The organism is Siphonobacter aquaeclarae (assembly GCF_900103285.1).
GTDB lineage: Bacteria > Bacteroidota > Bacteroidia > Cytophagales > Spirosomataceae > Siphonobacter > Siphonobacter aquaeclarae.
Window position 1 is genome coordinate 36,676 of record NZ_FNGS01000009.1, and the last position, 19,121, is coordinate 55,796.

A 19,121-nucleotide genomic window follows, 5' to 3' on the forward strand; every position below is an offset into this window, starting at 1 on the left:
CAACGGAAAAGAGTTCCCGAACTGTATGCCGGTTACGTGTTAGTCCTGGAAAAAGGGACGACTCTCCTGTTCCTCCACCATTACCTGCAGGTAGTATTTCCGGGCTTTCCGATCAGGGAGGCCACAATTTCGGACGAATACAGGCAAAGCGGAATCCCGCCTCCGGGATGGACGCTTCCTCCCGTGAAATACAGATGCCCGACCCGGGACGAGAAATTGGGATGCCGGAGAAAGGCCGCCATCGGATTGTTTGACGAGGTACCATACAGCGCACCCTGTGCCGACGACGTCCGCTGTTCGATGCGGATCGGGTCCAGAATGGCCTCCGTCCGGATCAGGGCAGCTATATCTGTTTGCAGCAGCCGGCTGAGTTTGGTAAGTATATGCTGCCGGGTACGGGCGATGATCACGGGCCAGTCCTGCCCCTCGTTGGCCGGCGCATTGACGAGTACAAACCAGTTTTCACAACCGGGAGGAGCGTCATCGGGCCGGTATTTCGCGGTGATGTGGAGGTAAATGGTCGGATCATCGGCGATGGTTTTCCGGATAAACTGATCTTCAAACTCCTTCCGGTAGTCGTCCGAAAAGAAAAGCGAATGCAGCCCCAGTTCCGGAAAGGTCTTTCCGATACCCCAGTAAAAGACCAGCCCGGAGCCGGAGCGGGGCTGCCCGAGAATACGTTCCGGCGCTTTTTCGTCCGGCAACAGGCGCCGGTACGTCGGGGTGATGTCCATGTTGGAAACGATGCGGTCGAAAACATGCCGTTCGTCGCTTTCCGTCAGTACACCGGTGGCGATGCGACGGTCCACCAGAATCCGCGTCACCGGCGTTTCATACCGGAATACCACGCCAAGCCGTTGCGCCAGTTTTTCGAGGGCGCTGGTGATGCCGATCATGCCGTCGACCGGGAAATAGGCTCCTTCGTGACACTCCAGATGCGGAATCAGGTTGAGCAAAGCCGGCGCCTGATACGGGTCGGAGCCGTTGTAAGTGGCGTACCGGTCGAATAGCTGAACCGTTTTCGGATGTTGGAAACGGCTTGCGTTGGCGGCGTGCTGGGTCCGGAAGAGATCGAGTTTCGGGATAGCCAGGTATCCGCGCAGGGCTTCCCGGCTGAACCAGGTACCCGGTTGATGCAGGGAACGGCGAAGGAACAGGTTTTCGGTCGTCCGGTACTGAAAGGCGCTTTGGCGGAGGAATGCGCGGACGTGTCCGGCGGGTTCTCCCCAGGCTTGTTCGATGTTGCGGGCGAAGATTTCCGGATCGGCGTCGGCGACGAGCCGTGTGCCGTCGTTCCACCGGTACCGGCAGATTTCCGGAAGCCGCATGTAACGGAAATGATCGGCTGGGTTTTCTCCGGCGAGGCGGAAGAGGTCATCGACGAGATGGGGCAGGGTAAAGAGGGAAGGGCCGGCATCGAACCGGAATCCATCCTGCTCAAAATCAGTTAGTTTGCCACCGGGCCGAGCGTTGGCTTCGAAGACGGTGACCTGCCAGCCATTGACGGCCAGCCGGATAGCGGTGGCGATGCCGCCGATACCTGCGCCGATGAGCGCTGCTGTTGCCATACCAAAGAATACTGCTCGCCGAAATCAGCGGAGTTGTCGCACCGCCATTCCGATCCTGACAAAACAGTCTTATATTAGGATTCACTTTTTTCCCAATATCATAAAACCATTTCCTCGACAAACATGAAAAACATTCTGTACGTACTGCCTTTTGCCTTTCTGGGATTGCCTGCGATGGCGCAGGACGACGCCAAATTGATCGAAAAGGCCAAAAAGATCCACGCCAAAGCCTTTACCCTCGATACCCACGCCGATACGCCGATGCGGATGGTGGGGAAAGGCTTTGACATTTCCAAAGATAATACGCCGGCTTCGCCGACAGGGATGGACTCGAAAATCGACTTTCCCCGGATGAAAAAAGGCGGACTGGATGGAATCTTCTTCGCTGTCTATCAGGGACAGGGACCCCGCACGCCGGAAGCCAACGCGAAAGTACAGCAAATGGCGATGACCATTCTCGACTCGATTCATGCCCAGGTGGGCCGGTATCCCGGGCTGGCCAAAGTGGTTACCAGCCCGGAAGAAGTACCGGCACTGGAGAAGGCCGGCAAGCGCTCCATCTTTATCGGCGTGGAAAACGGCTACCAGATCGGAAATGACATTACGATGCTTCAGAAGTTTTACGACCGGGGTGTTCGGTACATGACGCTGTGCCATTCCTATAATAACGATATCTGTGATTCTTCCACCGATCCGAAAGGAGCAGAATACAACGGGTTGAGCCCCTTTGGCGAGAAGGTAGTAGCTGAAATGAACCGCCTCGGGATGATTATTGACATATCCCACGTATCGGATAGCACGGTTTGGGACCTGATCAAGCGCTCAAAGGCGCCGATTGTGGCAACGCACTCCGACGCCTGGGCACTTTGCCAGCATCCGCGGAACCTGAACGACAACCTCCTGAAGGAAATCGCGAAAAAGGGGGGCGTTGTCCAGCTCAACCTGCTCAGCAGCTACATCATTACCGCGCCGGCGAACCCGGAGCGCGATGCGGCTGTGGCAGAAATCCGGAAGAAATACACCGGAACGCTGTCGGAAGAGCAAACCCGGGCAATGCGGACGGAGATGCGGGAGCTTAACAAGAAATTCCCGCTGCCGCTGGCGACGGTGAAAAACGCGATCGATCACCTCGATCACTTTGTCAAGATCATGGGCGTCGACCATGTCGGCATCGGCGGAGACCTGGACGGAGGCGGCTACCTGGCCGACTGTTTCGATATTTCGCAGTATGAAAACCTGACGGTGGAGATGGTCCGCCGCGGCTACAGCGAAAAAGATCTCCGGAAAATCTGGAGCGGTAATTTCTTCCGGGTGATGAAGGACGTACGGAAAATCGGCGAAAAAATCCGGGCGGAAGGGGCTTTGGTTGTGGGTAACTAGCAGTAAATCAATAGATTGGCCAGCGGCTTCCGGCGTTACTGGCCGGAGGCCGCTGGTATTTTCGGCTGAAAACGCATCACGAAAAATCACCACGCAGCCTGTCCCGTAATCGTTCATCACATTCGGTTCGGTGGAAGAGGCTACCTATTTTTAACTATGCATCGTGTTTCCGGCAATTAGCAGGCCGGGCAACGTCTGCACCATGTTCAAAAACTTCTTTTTCCTGACACCGCTGTTGATCGCCGGGGATATCTGGGCGATCACCTGGATTTTTCACCTGCTTTCTGCGGCTTCCGACTGGTCGGTTGCCGGGGGACTCACCGCCTTCTGCGGGCTGTTGTACGCACATTACCTGCTGATTCGCTATTCACTGAAACTCGTATTCAAACAATGAGAAAAACTGTACTCCTGCTTGTAGCCGCCGTCGGCACGCTCTATTCCTGTACCCGTATCGACGCCGGTCACGAGGGAATCCGGGTGAAACAATACGGCTCCGACAAGGGTGTTCAGGACGTCGTTCTGGTGACGGGACGGGTCTGGTATAACCCGCTGACGGAAGACGTGTATCAGTCACCGTTATATGTGCAAACGGCCGATTATGAAGCTTTTACGGTCAATGCGAAGGATGGAAGTGTGTTTACCGTTGACCCGACGATCTCTTTCCGGATCGAAGCGGGGCGGAGCCCGCACATCTTCACCAAATACCGCAAGGAAATAGAAGAGATCACGAAAACGACGTTGCTCAACTATGTCAAGGATGCTTTCCGGATCCAGATGAACAAGTACACGACCGACGAGCTGATCTCCAACCGGCAGCAGTTTGAAAACGACGTGCAGAAAACACTCGACTCGTCTTTTAAATCCGACGGCTTTCACCTGGAGCAGCTGACGAGCGGGCTGGGGTATCCGGAGACGATCGTCGCGGCCATCAATGCCAAGAACGAGGCGGTCCAGCAAGCCATGCGGGTGGAAAATGAACTCCGCGTGGCGGAGGCTCAGGCCCGGAAGAAAATCGTGGAAGCCGAAGCGGACGCCAAGGCCAACGAGCTCCGGCAGCGTACCCTGACGCCGTTACTGATCCAGCAGCAGTTTATTGAAAAGTGGGACGGGAAGACGCCGCTGTACGGGAATTCGCCGACCTTCTTCAAAAATGTCCAATAGGCCTGATTTTGCCGGATTTGCTGTCAGCATGTATCTTAGGAGTTTGATATCAACAAATAAGTAACGGGCTGTAAGCTTTAAGCTGTAGGCAATGGGCTAGATGCTGCCGGGAGGGATACTGAAAGCCCGGACGCGTCTGAAACTTAACGCTTACAGCCAACCGCTTACAGCATTCTAAAAAATGAAAAAACTGCTGACGCTGCTTGCCCTGAGTCCTCTGACGTGGGCGCAGGCACAGAATCCGAAGAAATTCGCGGAGACGATCAAGGCCGAGGATCTGAAGAAACACCTGACCTACCTGGCTTCGGATGAGCTTGAAGGACGCGGAACCGGTACCCCCGGCCAATGGAAAGCCGCCGAGTATATCGCCAATCATTTCAAAAGCCTGGGACTCAAGCCTATCGGTCCGAACGGCAGCTACTTTCAGCCGGTAGACCTGGTGGATCAGGGCTGGGGAGAGGTATACCTCAAAACTGCTTCCGGCCAGAAAGAGCTGCTGAAAGATTTTTATGTGACAGGGTCGAGCAACCTGTCGAAAGAGGAAACCCTGGACATCGTCTTTGCCGGATACGGTATCGAAGACGAGAAGTACTCGGATTTTGCCGGCCTTGACCTGAGTGGAAAAGTAGTCCTGATTTTGTCAGGGGAACCCCGAAAAGCCGACGGTACATTCCTGATTTCCGGGACAGATCAGGCGTCTTCCTGGGGTAAGAACCCCGAAGGCAGCCGGAAAAAGATGGCGTTGCTTCAGGCGAAAGGCGCCCGTTGCGTCATGACCATCGCCCCGAATGCCGATGAGCAAACCGATAAGCTGTATGGCCGCATGCGGGCGTACTCGCCCCGCATGAACCGGATTATCTTCAAGGACCAGACCCGCCCCGGGTCGACGCTCCTGACGGTACAGGTGAAGCAGGGTCTTGCGAAGGAAATTCTGGGTTTGGACGATACACAACTCGCTGATCTGATGGCGGGTAAAACCAAGCAGGGCCCGACCAACCATACCCTGACTGTCAAAGCCGAAGAAAAACAGACGCCGGTTAATACCGCGAACGTTGTCGGTTTTCTGGAAGGGACGGACAAGAAGGATGAAGTACTCGTTGTGACGGCTCACTATGATCACATCGGTATCTCACCCGACGGGCAGGTAAACAACGGCGCCAATGACGATGGCTCCGGTACCGTGAGCGTAATGGAGCTGGCAGAGGCGTTCTCAAAAGCGGCGAAAGACGGCAACCGCCCGCGCCGCAGTATTCTCTTCATGACTGTGACAGGCGAAGAAAAAGGCCTTCTCGGCTCGGAATACTATGTAAATCACCCGCTGATTCCGCTCGAAAACACCATCGCTGACCTCAATATTGACATGGTCGGCCGGGTCGATAAAGCGCATGAAGGAAAGGGGGAATATATTTATGTCATTGGTTCTGACAAGCTTTCGTCTGAACTGCACGCCATCAGCGAAGAGGCGAATCAGAAGTATACGAAGCTGGATCTTGATTATACCTTCAACGATCCGAACGATGTGAACCGGTTCTATTACCGTTCCGATCACTACAATTTCGCGGCGAAAAAAATCCCCATTATCTTTTATTTCAACGGGGTACACGACGATTACCACCGCCCGACCGACGATGTCGACAAGATCGAGTTCGACAGAGCCGAAAAGACCGCCCGCCTGGTGTTTTATACCGCCTGGGAGCTGGTTAACCGGGATAAGCGGATTGTTGTCGATTCCAACAAGCCTTGATGAGAAGCGACGCCTGGAGACGGGCGTCGTTTTTTATTGGGGGATTAGTGTTTGGAGTAGAATGATAATTGGTAGGCTGCGCCTACCGCAATTCGAACCCCAAAACTGAAAACAGCAAACGGAAGACCGGAAACCTCCTCATTCCCCCAGCATTTCCGCAACATACTTCTTATATACTTTTCCGACGCGAAGCGGTCGGCCGCCGACAGTCACCTGATCGGGCGATGTACTGTCCAGACGCTTCGGATTGATAAGATGGGAACGGCTGATCCGGACAAAATCAGGCAATAGTTCTTCACCCTGTTTCAAAGTCAGGCGGGTGACATACGTTCGGGAGTCGGTCACTACCTTGACGTAGTTTTCGAGGCTTTCAAGGTACAAAACCTGATCGACGGAGAGTGTCATCCGTTCTCCGTCAACAGAGAACGTAACGAAACCGGAAGGCACGGTTTTCGGAGAAACGGGCGCTTCTTCCGGTTGTACCTGTGTCCGGTACAAAGCAAAAACGCCCAAACCCGCGAGCGTATAAACCCAAAACCGGATAATGGCCGGCCAGGTGTCTTCCACCTGAAACCGGTGTGTCAGAATGAGGTGCATATTGATGGAAAAGAACACCATCACCGCAGTGAAGATCAGGAGATAAAGCTGCTTTTTCCCGCGGAGGAAATACCCTTCAAACAGCAGTCGGTTGTGTACGACGATCCAGGCATACATGCCCAACAAAAACAGATAGGGCAAAAAACGGTCGGCCATCGGGCGCTGCATGAGCGTATAACGATCGGCCACGAGGTGTAAACCAATCAATGCCAGCAAGCCGAGGATGTTCCGGAGAATAGGCGAATTCATATGCCGAAGGTACAACATCCCGTTTGGGGATGACCCGGGAAAGTGACGAAGGCTGTTTGTCACTGGCGAAAAAGGCTGGTCACAGAACGTTTGCGGCCTCCGGTTCACCGGCGGAGATTCGGACCGTACTTAATTGATACGGTCTATGTCTTTTCTGCATTCGGGGAACATCTTCGTTCACGTCGCCGCCGGGCTGCTGGCAATTGTTTTGGGAACTTTCGCGCTTACGACGGGCAAAGGAGGGCCCGCTCACCGGAAATTCGGCCGCTGGTTTCTGATGACATTGGCAGTTGTGGTAGGTACGGGGCTTATAGGCGCCGTTTTTTTCCGGGCGAGTCCTTTCCTATTGATTCTGACGTTGCTGGCAGGCTATGTCGGATATGCCGGTTTCCGGGTAGTCCGTTTTCGGGAACGGAGATTGGCTGTTCAGGATATGCTGGTCGCAGCGGGGGTACTGGCGACCGGTCTCGGCAGTCAGCTGCTGAATCCGAATATCTCCTGGAACAGCTCGGTCATTACTTCCACGCTTTCAGCGCTGGTATTGGTGACGGTGTACGACCTGCTTAAGTACTTCTGGTTTTTCGAACGGTGGAAAAAGCTCTGGTTATACGAGCATATCTATAAGATGACCTCGGCCTTCAGTGCACTGTTGTCCGCTTTCGGCGGAAATGTGCTGCGGGATTACCAGCCGTATAGTCAGTTACTTCCGTCGGTGCTGGGAGTAGGGATTTTTGTCTGGTTTTGGTGGAGGGTAGGGAGGGGGAAGCAGGCGGTTTAGGGGTTTTCGGTTTGTTGTTTTCAGTTTGCTGTTTTCAGTTTTCAGTTGGAGCGTGATAGGGGTTGTCAGCGCTATTTGCCTGCCGTGCGTAGCATGTGCTACGCACGGCAGGCATAGGATTACGTTGAAAGCTATTTGGTCTTTAGCTACTTAACGTGTATAGACCATTAGGCGCAGCCTATTAGAAAAAAGTGCGTAGCGGATGCTACCGTAGCGGAGCTACGCACGGCAGGCAAACCGTTCTGACAAGCTCTGCCCGCCTCCAACTGAAAACAGTAAACTGAAAACTGAAAACTGAAAACAGCCCCCCAACCCTACCTCCCCCAATTCATCCCCGCACTCTTCACCTCCGCCGAATTTGTTCCGATATGTACCTGAAATTCACCCGGTTCCCAGTCATAGGAGAGGTCGCTGTGGTAGAATTTCAGTTGCTCGGGTGTGACGGTAAACGTGACCTTCCGGCTTTCGCCCGGTTGCAGAAAGACCTTCTGAAAACCTTTGAGATCCTTCACCGAGCGGGTGACACTCGCCACCGGATCCGTGATATAAAGCTGTACCGTTTCTTCTCCGGCAACAGAGCCGCTGTTCGTCACCGTGACCGTTGCCTCGACTTGGTCGTTGCCCTTCGGCCGGGTTTTGCTCAGCGTTACCGGGCTGTAGGTAAAAGTCGTATAGCTCAGGCCATACCCGAACGGAAACAGCGGGTCGTTGGGAACGTCGAGGTAGCGCGATTTGAACTTATCCAGCAATACGCCCTGATAGGGCCGGCCGGTATTCTTATGGTTGTAATAAATCGGAATCTGTCCGACGTTCCGTGGAAAAGTCGCCGTGAGCTTACCCGACGGATTATAGTTTCCGAAAAGCACATCAGCAATGGCATGACCCGATTCCGTACCTCCGAACCACGTCTGGAGAATTGCGTCGGCATGCTCGTTTTCCCAGCCAAGGGTCAGCGGGCGACCGCTCATCACCACCAGTATCAGTGGTTTGCCCGTCTTTTTCAGCGCGCGGAGAAGCTCCTGCTGGTTTTCCGGGATACCGATGTCGGAACGGCTCGCGGCCTCGCCCGACATTTCCTGCGCCTCTCCGATTACCGCTACCACTACGTCGGATTGCTGCGCGGCCTGTACCGCTTCGTCGATCAATACCTGTGTTGGCCGGGGGTCGACGTCCACCAGACCGTTCTGCGCATTCAGCCGGCGGATCAGCAGGGTATCACTCGTAAAATTGGCGCCCTTCGCATACTTCACCGTCACATTACCGGCTACATGTTGTATACCTTCGAGAACGGTGACGGCCTGCTTCCAATCGCCCGCAATATTCCACGTTCCGAGCATGTTTTTCCGGTCGTTCGCCAGCGGGCCGACCAGCGCAATGCTGCCTGATTTTTTAAGCGGAAGGGTCTGATGACTGTTCTTCAGCAATACATGGGTTCTGACGGCCAGTTCCCGCGCAAAGGCCCTGTTCTGCGGTGTCAGGATTTCTCTGGCCGGACGGGACTCGTCGAGGTACCGGTAAGGATCGTCAAACAACCCCAGCTTATACTTGGCTTCCAGTACCCGGCGGCACGCCTGATCGATTTCGGCCTGCGTAATTTTTCCTTCTTTGAGGGATTGTTTCAGCGTTGTCAGAAAACCTTCCCCGACCATATCCATATCCGTTCCGGCCTTGAGCGCAAGCGCCGAAACCTGCTTCAGATCGCCCAAACCATGCGCAATCATCTCATTAATAGCCGTATAATCGGTGACGAGCAGTCCTTTGAAACCCCATTGCTTCCGGAGTAGGTCCGTCAGCAGCCAGCGGTTGGCCGTCGCCGGAACGGCATCTACCTCATTAAACGAACTCATCACACTGCCGACGCCCGCCTCCACCGCCGCTTTGTACGGCGGGAGGTAGTATTCGTACATCTTGATTCGACTCATGTCTACCGTGTTGTAGTCACGCCCGGCTTCCGCCGCACCATACAACGCGAAGTGCTTGACGCAGGCCAGTACCGTATTCGGCACCGACAGGTTGCTTCCCTGGTATCCCCGGATCATGGCTTTCGCAATAAGGGAACCGAGGTAGGGGTCTTCTCCCGAACTTTCGGAAATCCGGCCCCAGCGCGGGTCGCGGGCGATATCCACCATCGGCGAGAATACCCAGTTCAGCCCGTCGGCTGTCGCTTCCGTCGCTGCAATACGGGCGCTTTGTTCGATGCGCGACAGATCCCACGAACAGGAAATCGCCAACGGAATCGGAAAGCTTGTTTTATGCCCGTGAATCACATCCAGCCCGAAAAGCAGCGGAATATGCAGACGGGAATCGTTCACCGCCATCTCCTGCGGCTTCCGGACCAGTTTCGGGTCGTAAATGCCAAACAGCCCGCCGACCTTTCCGGCTTTGATGTTGGCTTCGACGTTCTGGGAGACCGTCGCCCCGGTAGCGGTAAAGCCGCCGGGAGTAACAAGGTTGAGCTGCCCGATCTTCTCATCCACCGTCATCTGACCCATCAGGCGGGTCACAAAAGCATTCATCTTCGCATCCTGGGCCTGGGCGGTAAACCCTGCCAGCATCAACAGAAGGAGTTTTTTCATGAGGTTATCGGAGAATAAGCTGGATCGTCTTCTTCACTTCGCCCTGCGTGAGGGTTGCCGTGTACGTGCCGCCGGGAGCGTCGATTTCACGGGTATATGTGCCGGGCGCGAGTGACTGGTTCTTCAGAATAGAAAGGGCATTGTCTTTGCTGACCAGTTCCAGTGTCACCGGCGCAGATCCCTGCACGGCAAATTCAAGCGGAAACTTACCGGAATCGGGATGGCGCGGCAGATACCATTCATTCGTGCCGGGTTTTGGCTGATAGGCATAAAACCCGGTCGGATACGCGGGATTTGTGATACCCATTTTGGTAAGCCCGTTGCGGAGTTCGGCGATTTTGTCGCCGAGCTTCCAGATCAGCCCGCTGCGGTAGTTCTCCATCATCACCACTACCGGCCCCTGGTCGATCGCCAGGTACTGATTCGAATACCAGTTTTTCGTGGCATTATAGGCGTCGAGAAAGCCATACTCCCCAAAAAGCCGGTTACCGTGTTTCAGGTACAGATACCGAAGTGCCTGCCACGCCTGATGCGGCGCATAGGGGAAGGAGGAAAGTGCCGCAGTAGGTGAAATGGTACCGTTGTCGTTGGTAGGGGAGTGAGCATCGTAAAAATTGTAATCGTCGCTAGCGGTCAATCCCCAGTTATCTTCGGAATAATTGTACGTTTTCGGCGCTTTATCCGCACAGTACGCCCAGTTGATAAGTGTCTGAGCCTGATTCAGTTGCCAGTAATTGGTATGCTGATCCTGCATCTTCCGCGGATCCAGGCTCAGGTACGAATAATGGGCGAAGAACAACGGGCCCCCGTAGGGAAACCCGATGTTCAGCCGGTATCCCAGGTACTCCTGGTTGTTGACGAAGTGTGTGCTCTTTTTCCAGGTATTCTCGTATACCTCCGGCGAAATGGCGTGCGTCGGCGATCCGAGCGCCAGGACATAGGTAATCAGGCATTCGTTATAACCCGTAATGGGCATATTCATGGCCCACTCGTACTCCCGCGACCAGTGCCAGTGCAGTTTGCCGTTGCGTACGTACCAGTCCCACTCCACGGTTTCCCAGAGTTTCGTGATCCGGTCGCGGAGTTGTTTTTCGGCTGCCGACGGCCCGTCGAAGTAGGCCCGGGCTACCAGCAGTCCGTTTACGAGGTAGGCGGTTTCGACCAGATCGCCACCGTTGTCTTTTTGGCCGAAGGGTACCATCCGGCCGGTGTTGCCGTCGAGCCAGTGCGACCAGGCTCCGTGGAAGCGGTCGGCTTTTTCGAGAAAGGCCGTGATCTTCAGCATACGTTCTACGGCTGCTTCCCGGGTAATCCATTGTCGCTCAGCGCCTACCACAAGGCACATGATGCCAAAGCCCGACCCGCCGGAGGTGACAATATTGGGCGTTGCGGTACGCTCCGCCGCCAGGCCCGAAACCGGATGGGCAAAGTCCCAGAAGTACCGGAAAGTAGCCTTCTGGACGACGGTCATGTATTCACTTTTTTCGTTCGGTAACGCGGGTTTCGCGGCCGTTTGTGCGAGTGCGGGCCGGGACGACAGGCCCGCCAGCAGGCATAGTACCAGAAGTTGGGTAGAAAGGCGGTAACGCATAGCAGGAAACAGATTGGTCAGAAACGGGTCTGACTTTTGACATTCGGACTGGTGAATCCCAGGTTCTTAAGACCCTGATTGACTTCCGGACAGCTCATAAACAGCTTCCAGAGCAGTTGGGAACGGTGGTTTTCGATCATGACGACAACAGGCCCCTGGTCGATCGCCAGAAACGAATCGGCAAACCAGATATCCGTCAGGTTGAAAGCGTCGACAAAACCATAATTCTTAAAAATCTTATCACCCAGTTTGTAATAGAAAAACCGGAGTGCCCGCATCGATTCTATTGGAGTATAGGGCATTGCCGACAGCGCCGCAGTAGGCGTAATGACGCCGAGGTCGTTATCCGGCGAATGCGCCGAATAGCCTGACGCATTGTCGCTTGCCGTCAACCCCCAGCAATTCGGACCATAGCCGTAGTAATTCTTCGGATTGGCTACGCAGTACGCGTAGTTGATGCGGGTATGCGCGCTGTTTTGCTCGTCATACCGGGCGTAGGTATCGCTGAGTTGCCGCGGGTCCAGGCCTAGAAACGAATACTGGGAGAAGAAAAGCGGTCCGCCGTTTGCCGGCCCCAGCGGCAGTTTGATGCCATAATAGTTGTTTCCGTTTGCCATCTTTCCATTCTGCGCCCAACCGGCGTCGTACACGGTTTTCGAAACGGCGGACGTACGGGATGAAGCGGCGAGGACGTACGTAATCAGGCATTCGTTCCAGCCCCGGATCGGCATGTTCATGTCCCAGTTGTAGCTTGGAGACCAGTGCCAGTACAGAACATTTTCGCCGTTTTTGGTGAACCAGGACCATTCTACCTTGTCCCAGAGGTCGTTGACCGACGCCCGGAGCGCGATTTCGCCGGCGTCAGAAGTACTGTTGAAATACTGCCGCGCGGTGAGTAGTCCCTGAAAGAGGTAGGACGTTTCCACGAGGTCAGCGCCGTTGTCTTTCTGGGAGAAAGGGACGGTTTCACCCGTAGCTCCGTTGAGCCAGTGCGGGAAGGCCCCGTGATAGCTTTTGGCATTGTTTTTCAGAAATCCGGCGATTTTGGCGATGCGGTCCAGGCCGTCTTTCCGCGAAATAAAACCCCGGTGAATGCCCGCTACAATGGCCATGATGCCGAAGCCGGTTCCGCCGGAAGTAACGACGTCTCCGGAACTGTTACGCTCCCGGGCCATTCCGGAAACCGGATGTCCGAAATCCCAGAAATAGGCCAGGGTACGCTTTTGAACGAGGTCGAGCAGGAGCGAGTCACTCACGACCGGGAATTTGTCCGTAGTATCCACCGCGGTGGCCAGCGCCACCTCGAGGGTAGTATTGAGCGCGGTATTGTGTTGGGAAGTCAGTCCCGGCTGCACCTGCAGTTTATACGCTGTGATGGAGCCGAGGGGAGATTTGGGGGTGACGGTTACCGTCGTATCCAAAGCGCCATACGTAAAGGCAAGAGGTATTTCCGTTGCACCATTGACGAGACGAATGGATTTCTCGGCCGAACTCCGGTTAAGCGGAGCCGAAAAACTCACCCGGATCGCAGGTTGCAGGGAGACGCCCCGGAACTTCGCTGCTCCGTCCACCGTAACTGAGCGGTAGAAAAAAAGCTCAGGGGTGTCTTTGTCGGTTTTGCAGGAAACAAGCGCCAGTGCGAGCAGGAGAAGCCCGTATTTCATGATCGATGGAATTGGGTCGGGAAAAAAGGAGAGGTAGCTGACCGGCAACCGAAACGCCGCCGGTCAGCAGAATACATGTTACCGGCCTGCACTTTCAAGTTGATACAGCGAGCCGATTTCCGTAGAAGAAAGAGCTTTGCCATACACGCGGACTTCGTCGATACCGCCTGTGAAGAGACCCTGCCATGCCTGCGTAGTCGACTTGGTATAGCCGGAATCTGCATTCGGCCAGCCACCGATTACGACCTGCGTGGGCGTGGCGATGGTGATGGGTCCGATAGGAGCGGCCGGCGTACCGGCAGTTCTGAGGCGGAAGTTCTTGTTGGAGACCAGTACGTTGTTAACATACAGATCGATAGTGGAGTTGGCTCCGTCGTAAACCATAACGTAGTGAATCCATTTTCCGCCACCTTTCACATATTGAAAGTCTGTTCCTGCAACACCATAGTCGTTGATATTATCTCCGCCCAGTGAATACTTGCCGTCCTTAAGCGTGTGGAAGGCTGCGTGTACGGTCAGCGTGTCCCCTTTCGTCGTGGGTTTGGAGTTTTCGAGGTACATGTTGATTGGACCGTCGTTCCAGTCGCCCTGACTGGCCAATGCCTGAGTCAGCGCAAAAACGGAGGATGCCGTTTTTCCGTTGTTTGTGGTGTTAATCCACGCGCTTACGGTCACACTGCCGATGGCGTTGGCGCTGCTCAGCTTCGCGATAGTCGGGAAAAGAACATAACCTCCCGCCAGGCTAAGGGATTGTCCCTTGCCGCTGGCTCCGGTACCAAACGTAGCGTTCTTGGAAGTAGACGGGGCGGTGCTGGAAATACGTTCGTTATTGGTTCCGTCGAATGTCCAGTGCGCGAGAAGATTCGTAGCCGCCACCTCATTCGAACTATTATACCCCCCGATCGGAGGCAAAGAAGGCGTGTCATCACTCTTACTGCAGGCCGTAAACAAGGCTGTCCCTACGACCAGACCCGCTGCTACCCATGCCGAGATTCTCGTTGTTTTCATTGTTGATTGGTTTTGTGAGAGATTAAAAAAGGGGATTGGTTAATAGCCGTTGTTCTGGTCGAGCCGGTTGCCGCTCAGGGCAATCTGCAGGCTCGGTACCGGAAGAAGTTCATTTTTTCCGGCGACGAAATTCTTGCCCGCCGCCTTCATCACCTGCGCTGCCCGTCCCGTCCGGACGAGGTCGAAGAAGCGATCGTGCTCCATCGCCAGCTCCACCCGCCGTTCTTTCCAGATGGCGTTACGGACGTCGGCCTGGCCAGCGGCGGTTGTCGCTGCGAGCTTGGCCCGGGTCCGCACCTGATTGAGGTCGGCGATGGCCGTTGCCGTCTGTCCAAGCTCATTCGCCGCTTCTGCGTGAATCAGCAGTACTTCGGCATAGCGCAGAATCTTGACGTTTTTCTGCTTCTGCCCGCGGTTGCCGAGGTACGATTCCACCTGGGGATTTTCGCTGTGGTAAGCCTTGTAGTTGTAATACAGGTTCTGGACGGAATCAGCGCTCGGAATCCGGAAGCCGTCAAACAGCCGCGTACCGGTGTATTTGCCGCTGTTGTCGATGAAGATGATGGTCGCCGCCTTGCGGACGTCGCCGGGTTCATAGGCAGCTACCAGGTCGGGTGTCGGCGTACAGAAACCGAAACCCAGATCCGTCCAGCCGCCTTTACCGCCTACGCGCGGTCCCTGCCACATGCTGTAGCCGGAGATACCCATGTCCGAATTGTTAAACTGCCCGCTCTGGATTTCGAAAATCGATTCGGCGCTGTTGTTGCCGACCTGCCGCCAAAGCGTGGAATAGTCCGGAACGAGGCTGTACTGCCCGGAAGAAATCACGGTCTGCGTCAGGTCATAGGCTTCTTTCCACTTCTTCTGATAGAGGTATACCTTGGCCAGGAGCGTCTGGGCAGTGCCTTTGTTGATATGGCCGGTTTGGGAAGCGGAGCGCAGGTCGAGGCTGTTGATGGCAAACTGCAAATCGTCCGTAATGACCTTGTAAATGGTATCAACCGGCGCCCGGGTCTGGAAATTCGGATCGGTATTGGCATCCTGCGCATCTTTCGGTACACGCACTACCTTCGGTACTTTTCCGAAAAACCGTACCAGATTGAAGTAGTAATAGGCCCGGATAAAGCGTACTTCGCCGGATAGCTGATTTTTCGTTTTTGCATCGATAGAGGCCGTTTGCAACGCGGCCAGCGCCTGGTTCGACCGCGAAATACCGCTGTAGTATCCGTCCCAGAGTGCGGCGACGAAGTTGTTGGTCGGCGTAAGGCTGAAATTGTCTATGTCGCCCATAGCCGGCTGGTCGCCCTGTGTACTGCCTTTGTCCGCGTCGTCGGAAATAATACTCGTAGCAGCGATGAAACTGGGGCCGTGGGTATCGCCGCCCGACCCGCCGAAGGCCTCGCCATTCAGCAAACTATTGTACACGCCGGTGACGAGGTTGGTGGCCAGGTTCGGATCGGTAGCCGTGGTAGCCTGTCCCTGTACCGGCACGTCAAGGAAACTTTTCTGACAGGAAGCCAGGCCCAATAGAGCGGCTCCGGTGTATAGCAGGAATTTCATGATGCGTCTGGGTTAGAATCCGAGGTTGAGTCCGAAAGCGATGGTTTTTGTCGTGGGATAAGCATTGAGCTCAATACCCGACTTGGTCGGATCGCCGGGCAACTCGGACGTGAAGCCGCTGTATTTCTTATTGGTGTAAATGTTCTGAAGCGTGGCAAACACGCGGATCGTGGAGATACCGAGACGTTTGAGGACCGTCTCCGGCAGGGCATATCCCAGCGTGACGTTGTTGAGGCGGACAAATGAGCCGGATTCGAGGTAGTACGTCGAGGCCGGGAGGTTTCCGGCATTCGCTGCCGGTTCATTCTGAATGCCGCTTCCCGGTGTCCAGCGTCCGTAAGCCATGCTACGCTCCACGTTGTCGGTTACCGCCTGACGGAAGGCTTTCTTTCCGTTGTATACCTGATTGCCAACGTTGCCGTAGATATCAAAACTGAGATCGAACGATTTATACGTAATGCCGCCGTTTACGCCGAAATACGCCTTGGGCTGATAAGCGCCGGCAAATACCCGGTCATTATCGTCGATCTTGCCGTCGCCGTTGGTATCCTGGTACTTGAAGCTCCCGGCCGATGCCGACGGCTGAATGACCGTTCCCTGGGCATTTTTGTAGGCTGCGACCTCGTCATCCGTCTGGAAAACTCCCAGTACTTTCAGGACATAAAAGCTGCCAACAGGCTGCCCGTTGTCCGTGCGGGTCGTGTACTGCTGGGCAGCGCCGATTCCGCCGTCGAGAATAGGCTGCCCGCCGTTGAGGCCAATGACCGAGTTCTTGTTGAGGGTCAGGTTACCACCGATGCGATAGGAAAGGTCTTCCGTGATTTTTCCCCGCCAGTTCAGCATTACTTCAAGCCCCTGGTTGCGGATCGAAGCGGCGTTGGTGAGTACTACCCCGTCGCCATCACCCGAAACAGACGGCACTTTTACGTTGATCAGCAGGTCGGACGCTTTCTTGTTGTAATACCCGATTTCCCCGGTCAGCCGGCCTTTTAATGCGCTGAATTCCACGGCGAAATCGGTTTCTTCAGTCGTTTCCCACTTCAGGTTGGGATCTTTGATCTGCGTGACAGCGCTTCCCGGCGTGGCAATACCACCGCCGAAAGGATAGGCGAGGTTGGGCGTAACAGTGACGGTGAAGGCATCAGACGGAATCCGGTCGTTCCCGACGCGACCCCAGCTGGCACGGAGCTTCAGCGTCTGGAAGAGGTTCTGGCCCTTCAGGAAGTTTTCGTTGCTGATGACCCAGCCTACCCCGACCGACGGGAAGTAACCCCAGCGGTTATTCTTTGGAAACCGCGAGCTGCCGTCGGCCCGCAGCGTAGCTGTCAGCAGGTAGGTATCGTCGTAGTTGTAATTCAGACGACCGATGTAGGAATTTCGGGACCACTTGTCGCCATTTCCGTCGTTGGTAGACGTATTCGCATTCCCGGTTCCGATGTACCACAGGTTTGGCGCAGCGGGTACGTCTTTGCGGAAAGCCGTAAACCAGGTATAGGTAAACTGCTCGGCGGTGGTTCCGGCGAGCGCTGTTATGGTATGCCGGCCAAACGTCCGGTTGAACGTCACCGTATTATCCCAGGTCCAGTGCAGGGTCTTTTCGTTTTTGAAAGACAGGTTACTGTTCGGATTCCGCTGGTTTCCACCCGGTGAAAGGAAAGTAACGGTATCATTCTCAAATTTATAGTTGTACACCCGGCCGTTGGTATTGATCCAGTCGGCGCCCATGCTGCTCCGGAAGGTCAGCCAGGTGACGGGCTTGTATTCGAGGTACGCCGCGCCCTGGAGGCGGTTGTCTTTGACATTGTTGTTGTTATTCTCGATGTCGAGAACGGCATTGCCTACATTCTGGTAAACGGAGGTGTTTCCATACCGTCCGCCGACTTTCGCGGGAATAATCGGCGCGGCCCGGTAGGCGTTGTTATACGCCGAACCGAGGTTGGCGATCTGGTTGTCGCCGTTGGAATAGGAAGCCGTCACGCCGGCTTTCAGCTTTTCCGAGAGCTTGTACTCGTTGTTGCTGCGCAGGGTCAGGCGCTTGTACTGGTTGTCGATGACGATTCCCTGATCGGTCAGGTAACCCAGGCTGAGGAAGTAGGTACCTTTCTCTGACCCGCCGGAAATAGATAAATTGTGGTTTTGCTGGAAACCCTGACGGAGTATTTGGCCATACCAGTCGGTCGACACCGTTCCCGGCTGCACCAGGTTGCCGCTGGCGGCGCTGACGTAATTGGCATACTCGGCGGCGTTAGCCATCTTCACCAGATTGGCGGCGCTCCGTACCCCCGCGTTGACGGTATAGTTGATACTCATCTTGCCGGCAGCGCCCTTTTTCGTCGTGATAATCACAACACCGTTCGCTCCCCGGGAACCATAGATCGCCGTTGCCGACGCGTCTTTCAGTACATCTACATTGACGATATCTGCTGTGTTGATGTTGGCGATGTCGTCCGTCAGTACACCGTCTACCACAAACAAAGCGGCTGTTCCGGCAAGCGCTGTACCCGTTCCGCGGACGCGGATGACGGGCGACGATCCCGGCTGCCCGCTGCTGATGATCTGCACGCCGGCAACTTTCCCCTGCATCGCCTGCGTGGCTGTCATGACCGGTTGCTTGAAGAGGTCTTCCCCTTTGATGGTGACGGTTGCGCCGGTCACGTCCACTTTCCGCTGCGTGCCGTAGCCTACTACCACGACCTGCGCAAGTTCCTGCGCGGAGGGTTTGATGGAGACGGTCAGGGAAGTTTGCCCGTTGACCGGGACTTCGACGGATTCGTAGCCGATGGAAGAAAAGACCAGCGTTCCATTGTCGGGAGCCCGGAGGGAAAACCGCCCGTCCGTCCCCGTAATGGTACCGGTGGAAGTGCCTTTGACTTTGACAGTGACGCCGATCGCCGGATCACCGGACGACGCGTCGCGCACGATTCCGGTCACCGTGATGTCAGCTGCCTGTGCAAGGTGGAAAAGGAGCGTCAGCAGGAGCAGCAAACTGAGCTTCCGGCTGACTGATCGGGTTAAGGGATACATCTGATTCATCTTCTGTGGATGGAAAAGGATTCGAACACAAGCCGTGCGCTCAAAAAGGCGCTGTTACAGGCAGATTGGGAAGAAAGACCGTCCGTTTGTGTTTCTAATAGGAAAAAATCAAAATGTAATTGTATTATTTCGAGAGCAAATGTACGGCAACGGAAAAAGAATGTCCTAAAAAAGCACTACATCAATACCACATCATAAGTGCTCCGCGCCTT

Annotated in this window: 13 protein-coding genes; 5 read left to right on the forward strand and 8 right to left on the reverse strand. The window is 55.0% G+C overall.

The annotated features are described in order from the left end of the window. Positions 1-80: 80 nt before the first annotated feature. Positions 81-1,568, reverse strand: coding sequence for a 1-hydroxycarotenoid 3,4-desaturase CrtD (gene crtD, locus BLR09_RS20995; protein WP_093207611.1), 1,488 nt, complete (start codon positions 1,566-1,568; stop codon positions 81-83). Between the two features lie 123 nt (positions 1,569-1,691). Between crtD and BLR09_RS21000 the strand changes: the two genes are divergently transcribed. From BLR09_RS21000 to BLR09_RS21015, 4 genes are all read left to right on the forward strand, one after another. Beyond that, positions 1,692-2,948, forward strand: coding sequence for a dipeptidase (locus BLR09_RS21000; protein WP_093207612.1), 1,257 nt, complete (start codon positions 1,692-1,694; stop codon positions 2,946-2,948). 202 nt (positions 2,949-3,150) lie between these two features. Then, the gene (locus BLR09_RS21005; RefSeq protein ID WP_093207614.1) at positions 3,151-3,342 is read left to right on the forward strand and encodes a hypothetical protein; all 192 of its coding nucleotides are present in this window, start codon (positions 3,151-3,153) and stop codon (positions 3,340-3,342) included. Next, positions 3,339-4,109 carry a prohibitin family protein gene (locus BLR09_RS21010; RefSeq protein ID WP_093207615.1) on the forward strand — a complete coding sequence of 257 codons (771 nt, stop codon included), beginning with the start codon at positions 3,339-3,341 and terminating at the stop codon, positions 4,107-4,109. The genes BLR09_RS21005 and BLR09_RS21010 overlap by 4 nt, the downstream gene beginning before the upstream one ends. 181 nt (positions 4,110-4,290) lie before the next feature. Further along, positions 4,291-5,853: a M28 family peptidase gene (locus BLR09_RS21015; protein ID WP_093207617.1), complete on the forward strand. Its 1,563-nt coding sequence runs from the start codon at positions 4,291-4,293 to the stop codon at positions 5,851-5,853. 138 nt (positions 5,854-5,991) lie between these two features. Here the strand turns inward: BLR09_RS21015 and BLR09_RS21020 are convergent, their stop codons facing one another. Further along, positions 5,992-6,699: a LytR/AlgR family response regulator transcription factor gene (locus BLR09_RS21020; RefSeq protein ID WP_176785631.1), complete on the reverse strand. Its 708-nt coding sequence runs from the start codon at positions 6,697-6,699 to the stop codon at positions 5,992-5,994. 145 nt (positions 6,700-6,844) lie between these two features. On the opposite strand from BLR09_RS21020, the gene BLR09_RS21025 reads away from it, so the two are divergent. Further along, on the forward strand, positions 6,845-7,477 hold the full coding sequence (locus tag BLR09_RS21025) for a DUF2306 domain-containing protein (protein WP_093207620.1): 633 nt from the start codon (positions 6,845-6,847) through the stop codon (positions 7,475-7,477). A gap of 314 nt (positions 7,478-7,791) precedes the next feature. On the opposite strand, the gene bglX is transcribed toward BLR09_RS21025, so the two are convergent. The 6 genes from bglX to BLR09_RS21055 all read right to left on the reverse strand — a co-directional run bounded on the left by bglX (position 7,792) and on the right by BLR09_RS21055 (position 18,909). Continuing rightward, positions 7,792-10,053, reverse strand: coding sequence for a beta-glucosidase BglX (gene bglX / locus BLR09_RS21030; RefSeq protein WP_093207622.1), 2,262 nt, complete (start codon positions 10,051-10,053; stop codon positions 7,792-7,794). A gap of 4 nt (positions 10,054-10,057) precedes the next feature. After that, positions 10,058-11,644 carry a glucoamylase family protein gene (locus tag BLR09_RS21035; protein WP_093207623.1) on the reverse strand — a complete coding sequence of 529 codons (1,587 nt, stop codon included), beginning with the start codon at positions 11,642-11,644 and terminating at the stop codon, positions 10,058-10,060. Positions 11,645-11,661: 17 nt separating this feature from the next. Then, on the reverse strand, positions 11,662-13,308 hold the full coding sequence (locus tag BLR09_RS21040; RefSeq protein ID WP_093207625.1) for a glucoamylase family protein: 1,647 nt from the start codon (positions 13,306-13,308) through the stop codon (positions 11,662-11,664). A gap of 78 nt (positions 13,309-13,386) precedes the next feature. Next, the gene (locus BLR09_RS21045; protein WP_093207627.1) at positions 13,387-14,316 is read right to left on the reverse strand and encodes a LamG-like jellyroll fold domain-containing protein; all 930 of its coding nucleotides are present in this window, start codon (positions 14,314-14,316) and stop codon (positions 13,387-13,389) included. A 39-nt stretch (positions 14,317-14,355) separates the two neighbouring features. After that, positions 14,356-15,876, reverse strand: coding sequence for a RagB/SusD family nutrient uptake outer membrane protein (locus tag BLR09_RS21050; protein WP_093207628.1), 1,521 nt, complete (start codon positions 15,874-15,876; stop codon positions 14,356-14,358). A gap of 12 nt (positions 15,877-15,888) precedes the next feature. After that, entirely contained in the window at positions 15,889-18,909 is a 3,021-nt protein-coding gene (locus tag BLR09_RS21055; RefSeq protein WP_093207630.1) for a SusC/RagA family TonB-linked outer membrane protein, read from the reverse strand. Positions 18,910-19,121: the final 212 nt, after the last annotated feature.

What these genes read in the sequence shown, in the direction of transcription:
- crtD (WP_093207611.1), bottom strand. Translation starts at nt 1,568, where the DNA reads ATGGCAACAGCAGCGCTCATCGGCGCAGGTATCGGCGGCATCGCCACC.
- BLR09_RS21000 (WP_093207612.1), top strand. Translation starts at nt 1,692, where the DNA reads ATGAAAAACATTCTGTACGTACTGCCTTTTGCCTTTCTGGGATTGCCT.
- BLR09_RS21005 (WP_093207614.1), top strand. Translation starts at nt 3,151, where the DNA reads ATGTTCAAAAACTTCTTTTTCCTGACACCGCTGTTGATCGCCGGGGAT.
- BLR09_RS21010 (WP_093207615.1), top strand. Translation starts at nt 3,339, where the DNA reads ATGAGAAAAACTGTACTCCTGCTTGTAGCCGCCGTCGGCACGCTCTAT.
- BLR09_RS21015 (WP_093207617.1), top strand. Translation starts at nt 4,291, where the DNA reads ATGAAAAAACTGCTGACGCTGCTTGCCCTGAGTCCTCTGACGTGGGCG.
- BLR09_RS21020 (WP_176785631.1), bottom strand. Translation starts at nt 6,699, where the DNA reads ATGAATTCGCCTATTCTCCGGAACATCCTCGGCTTGCTGGCATTGATT.
- BLR09_RS21025 (WP_093207620.1), top strand. Translation starts at nt 6,845, where the DNA reads ATGTCTTTTCTGCATTCGGGGAACATCTTCGTTCACGTCGCCGCCGGG.
- bglX (WP_093207622.1), bottom strand. Translation starts at nt 10,053, where the DNA reads ATGAAAAAACTCCTTCTGTTGATGCTGGCAGGGTTTACCGCCCAGGCC.
- BLR09_RS21035 (WP_093207623.1), bottom strand. Translation starts at nt 11,644, where the DNA reads ATGCGTTACCGCCTTTCTACCCAACTTCTGGTACTATGCCTGCTGGCG.
- BLR09_RS21040 (WP_093207625.1), bottom strand. Translation starts at nt 13,308, where the DNA reads ATGAAATACGGGCTTCTCCTGCTCGCACTGGCGCTTGTTTCCTGCAAA.
- BLR09_RS21045 (WP_093207627.1), bottom strand. Translation starts at nt 14,316, where the DNA reads ATGAAAACAACGAGAATCTCGGCATGGGTAGCAGCGGGTCTGGTCGTA.
- BLR09_RS21050 (WP_093207628.1), bottom strand. Translation starts at nt 15,876, where the DNA reads ATGAAATTCCTGCTATACACCGGAGCCGCTCTATTGGGCCTGGCTTCC.
- BLR09_RS21055 (WP_093207630.1), bottom strand. Translation starts at nt 18,909, where the DNA reads ATGAATCAGATGTATCCCTTAACCCGATCAGTCAGCCGGAAGCTCAGT.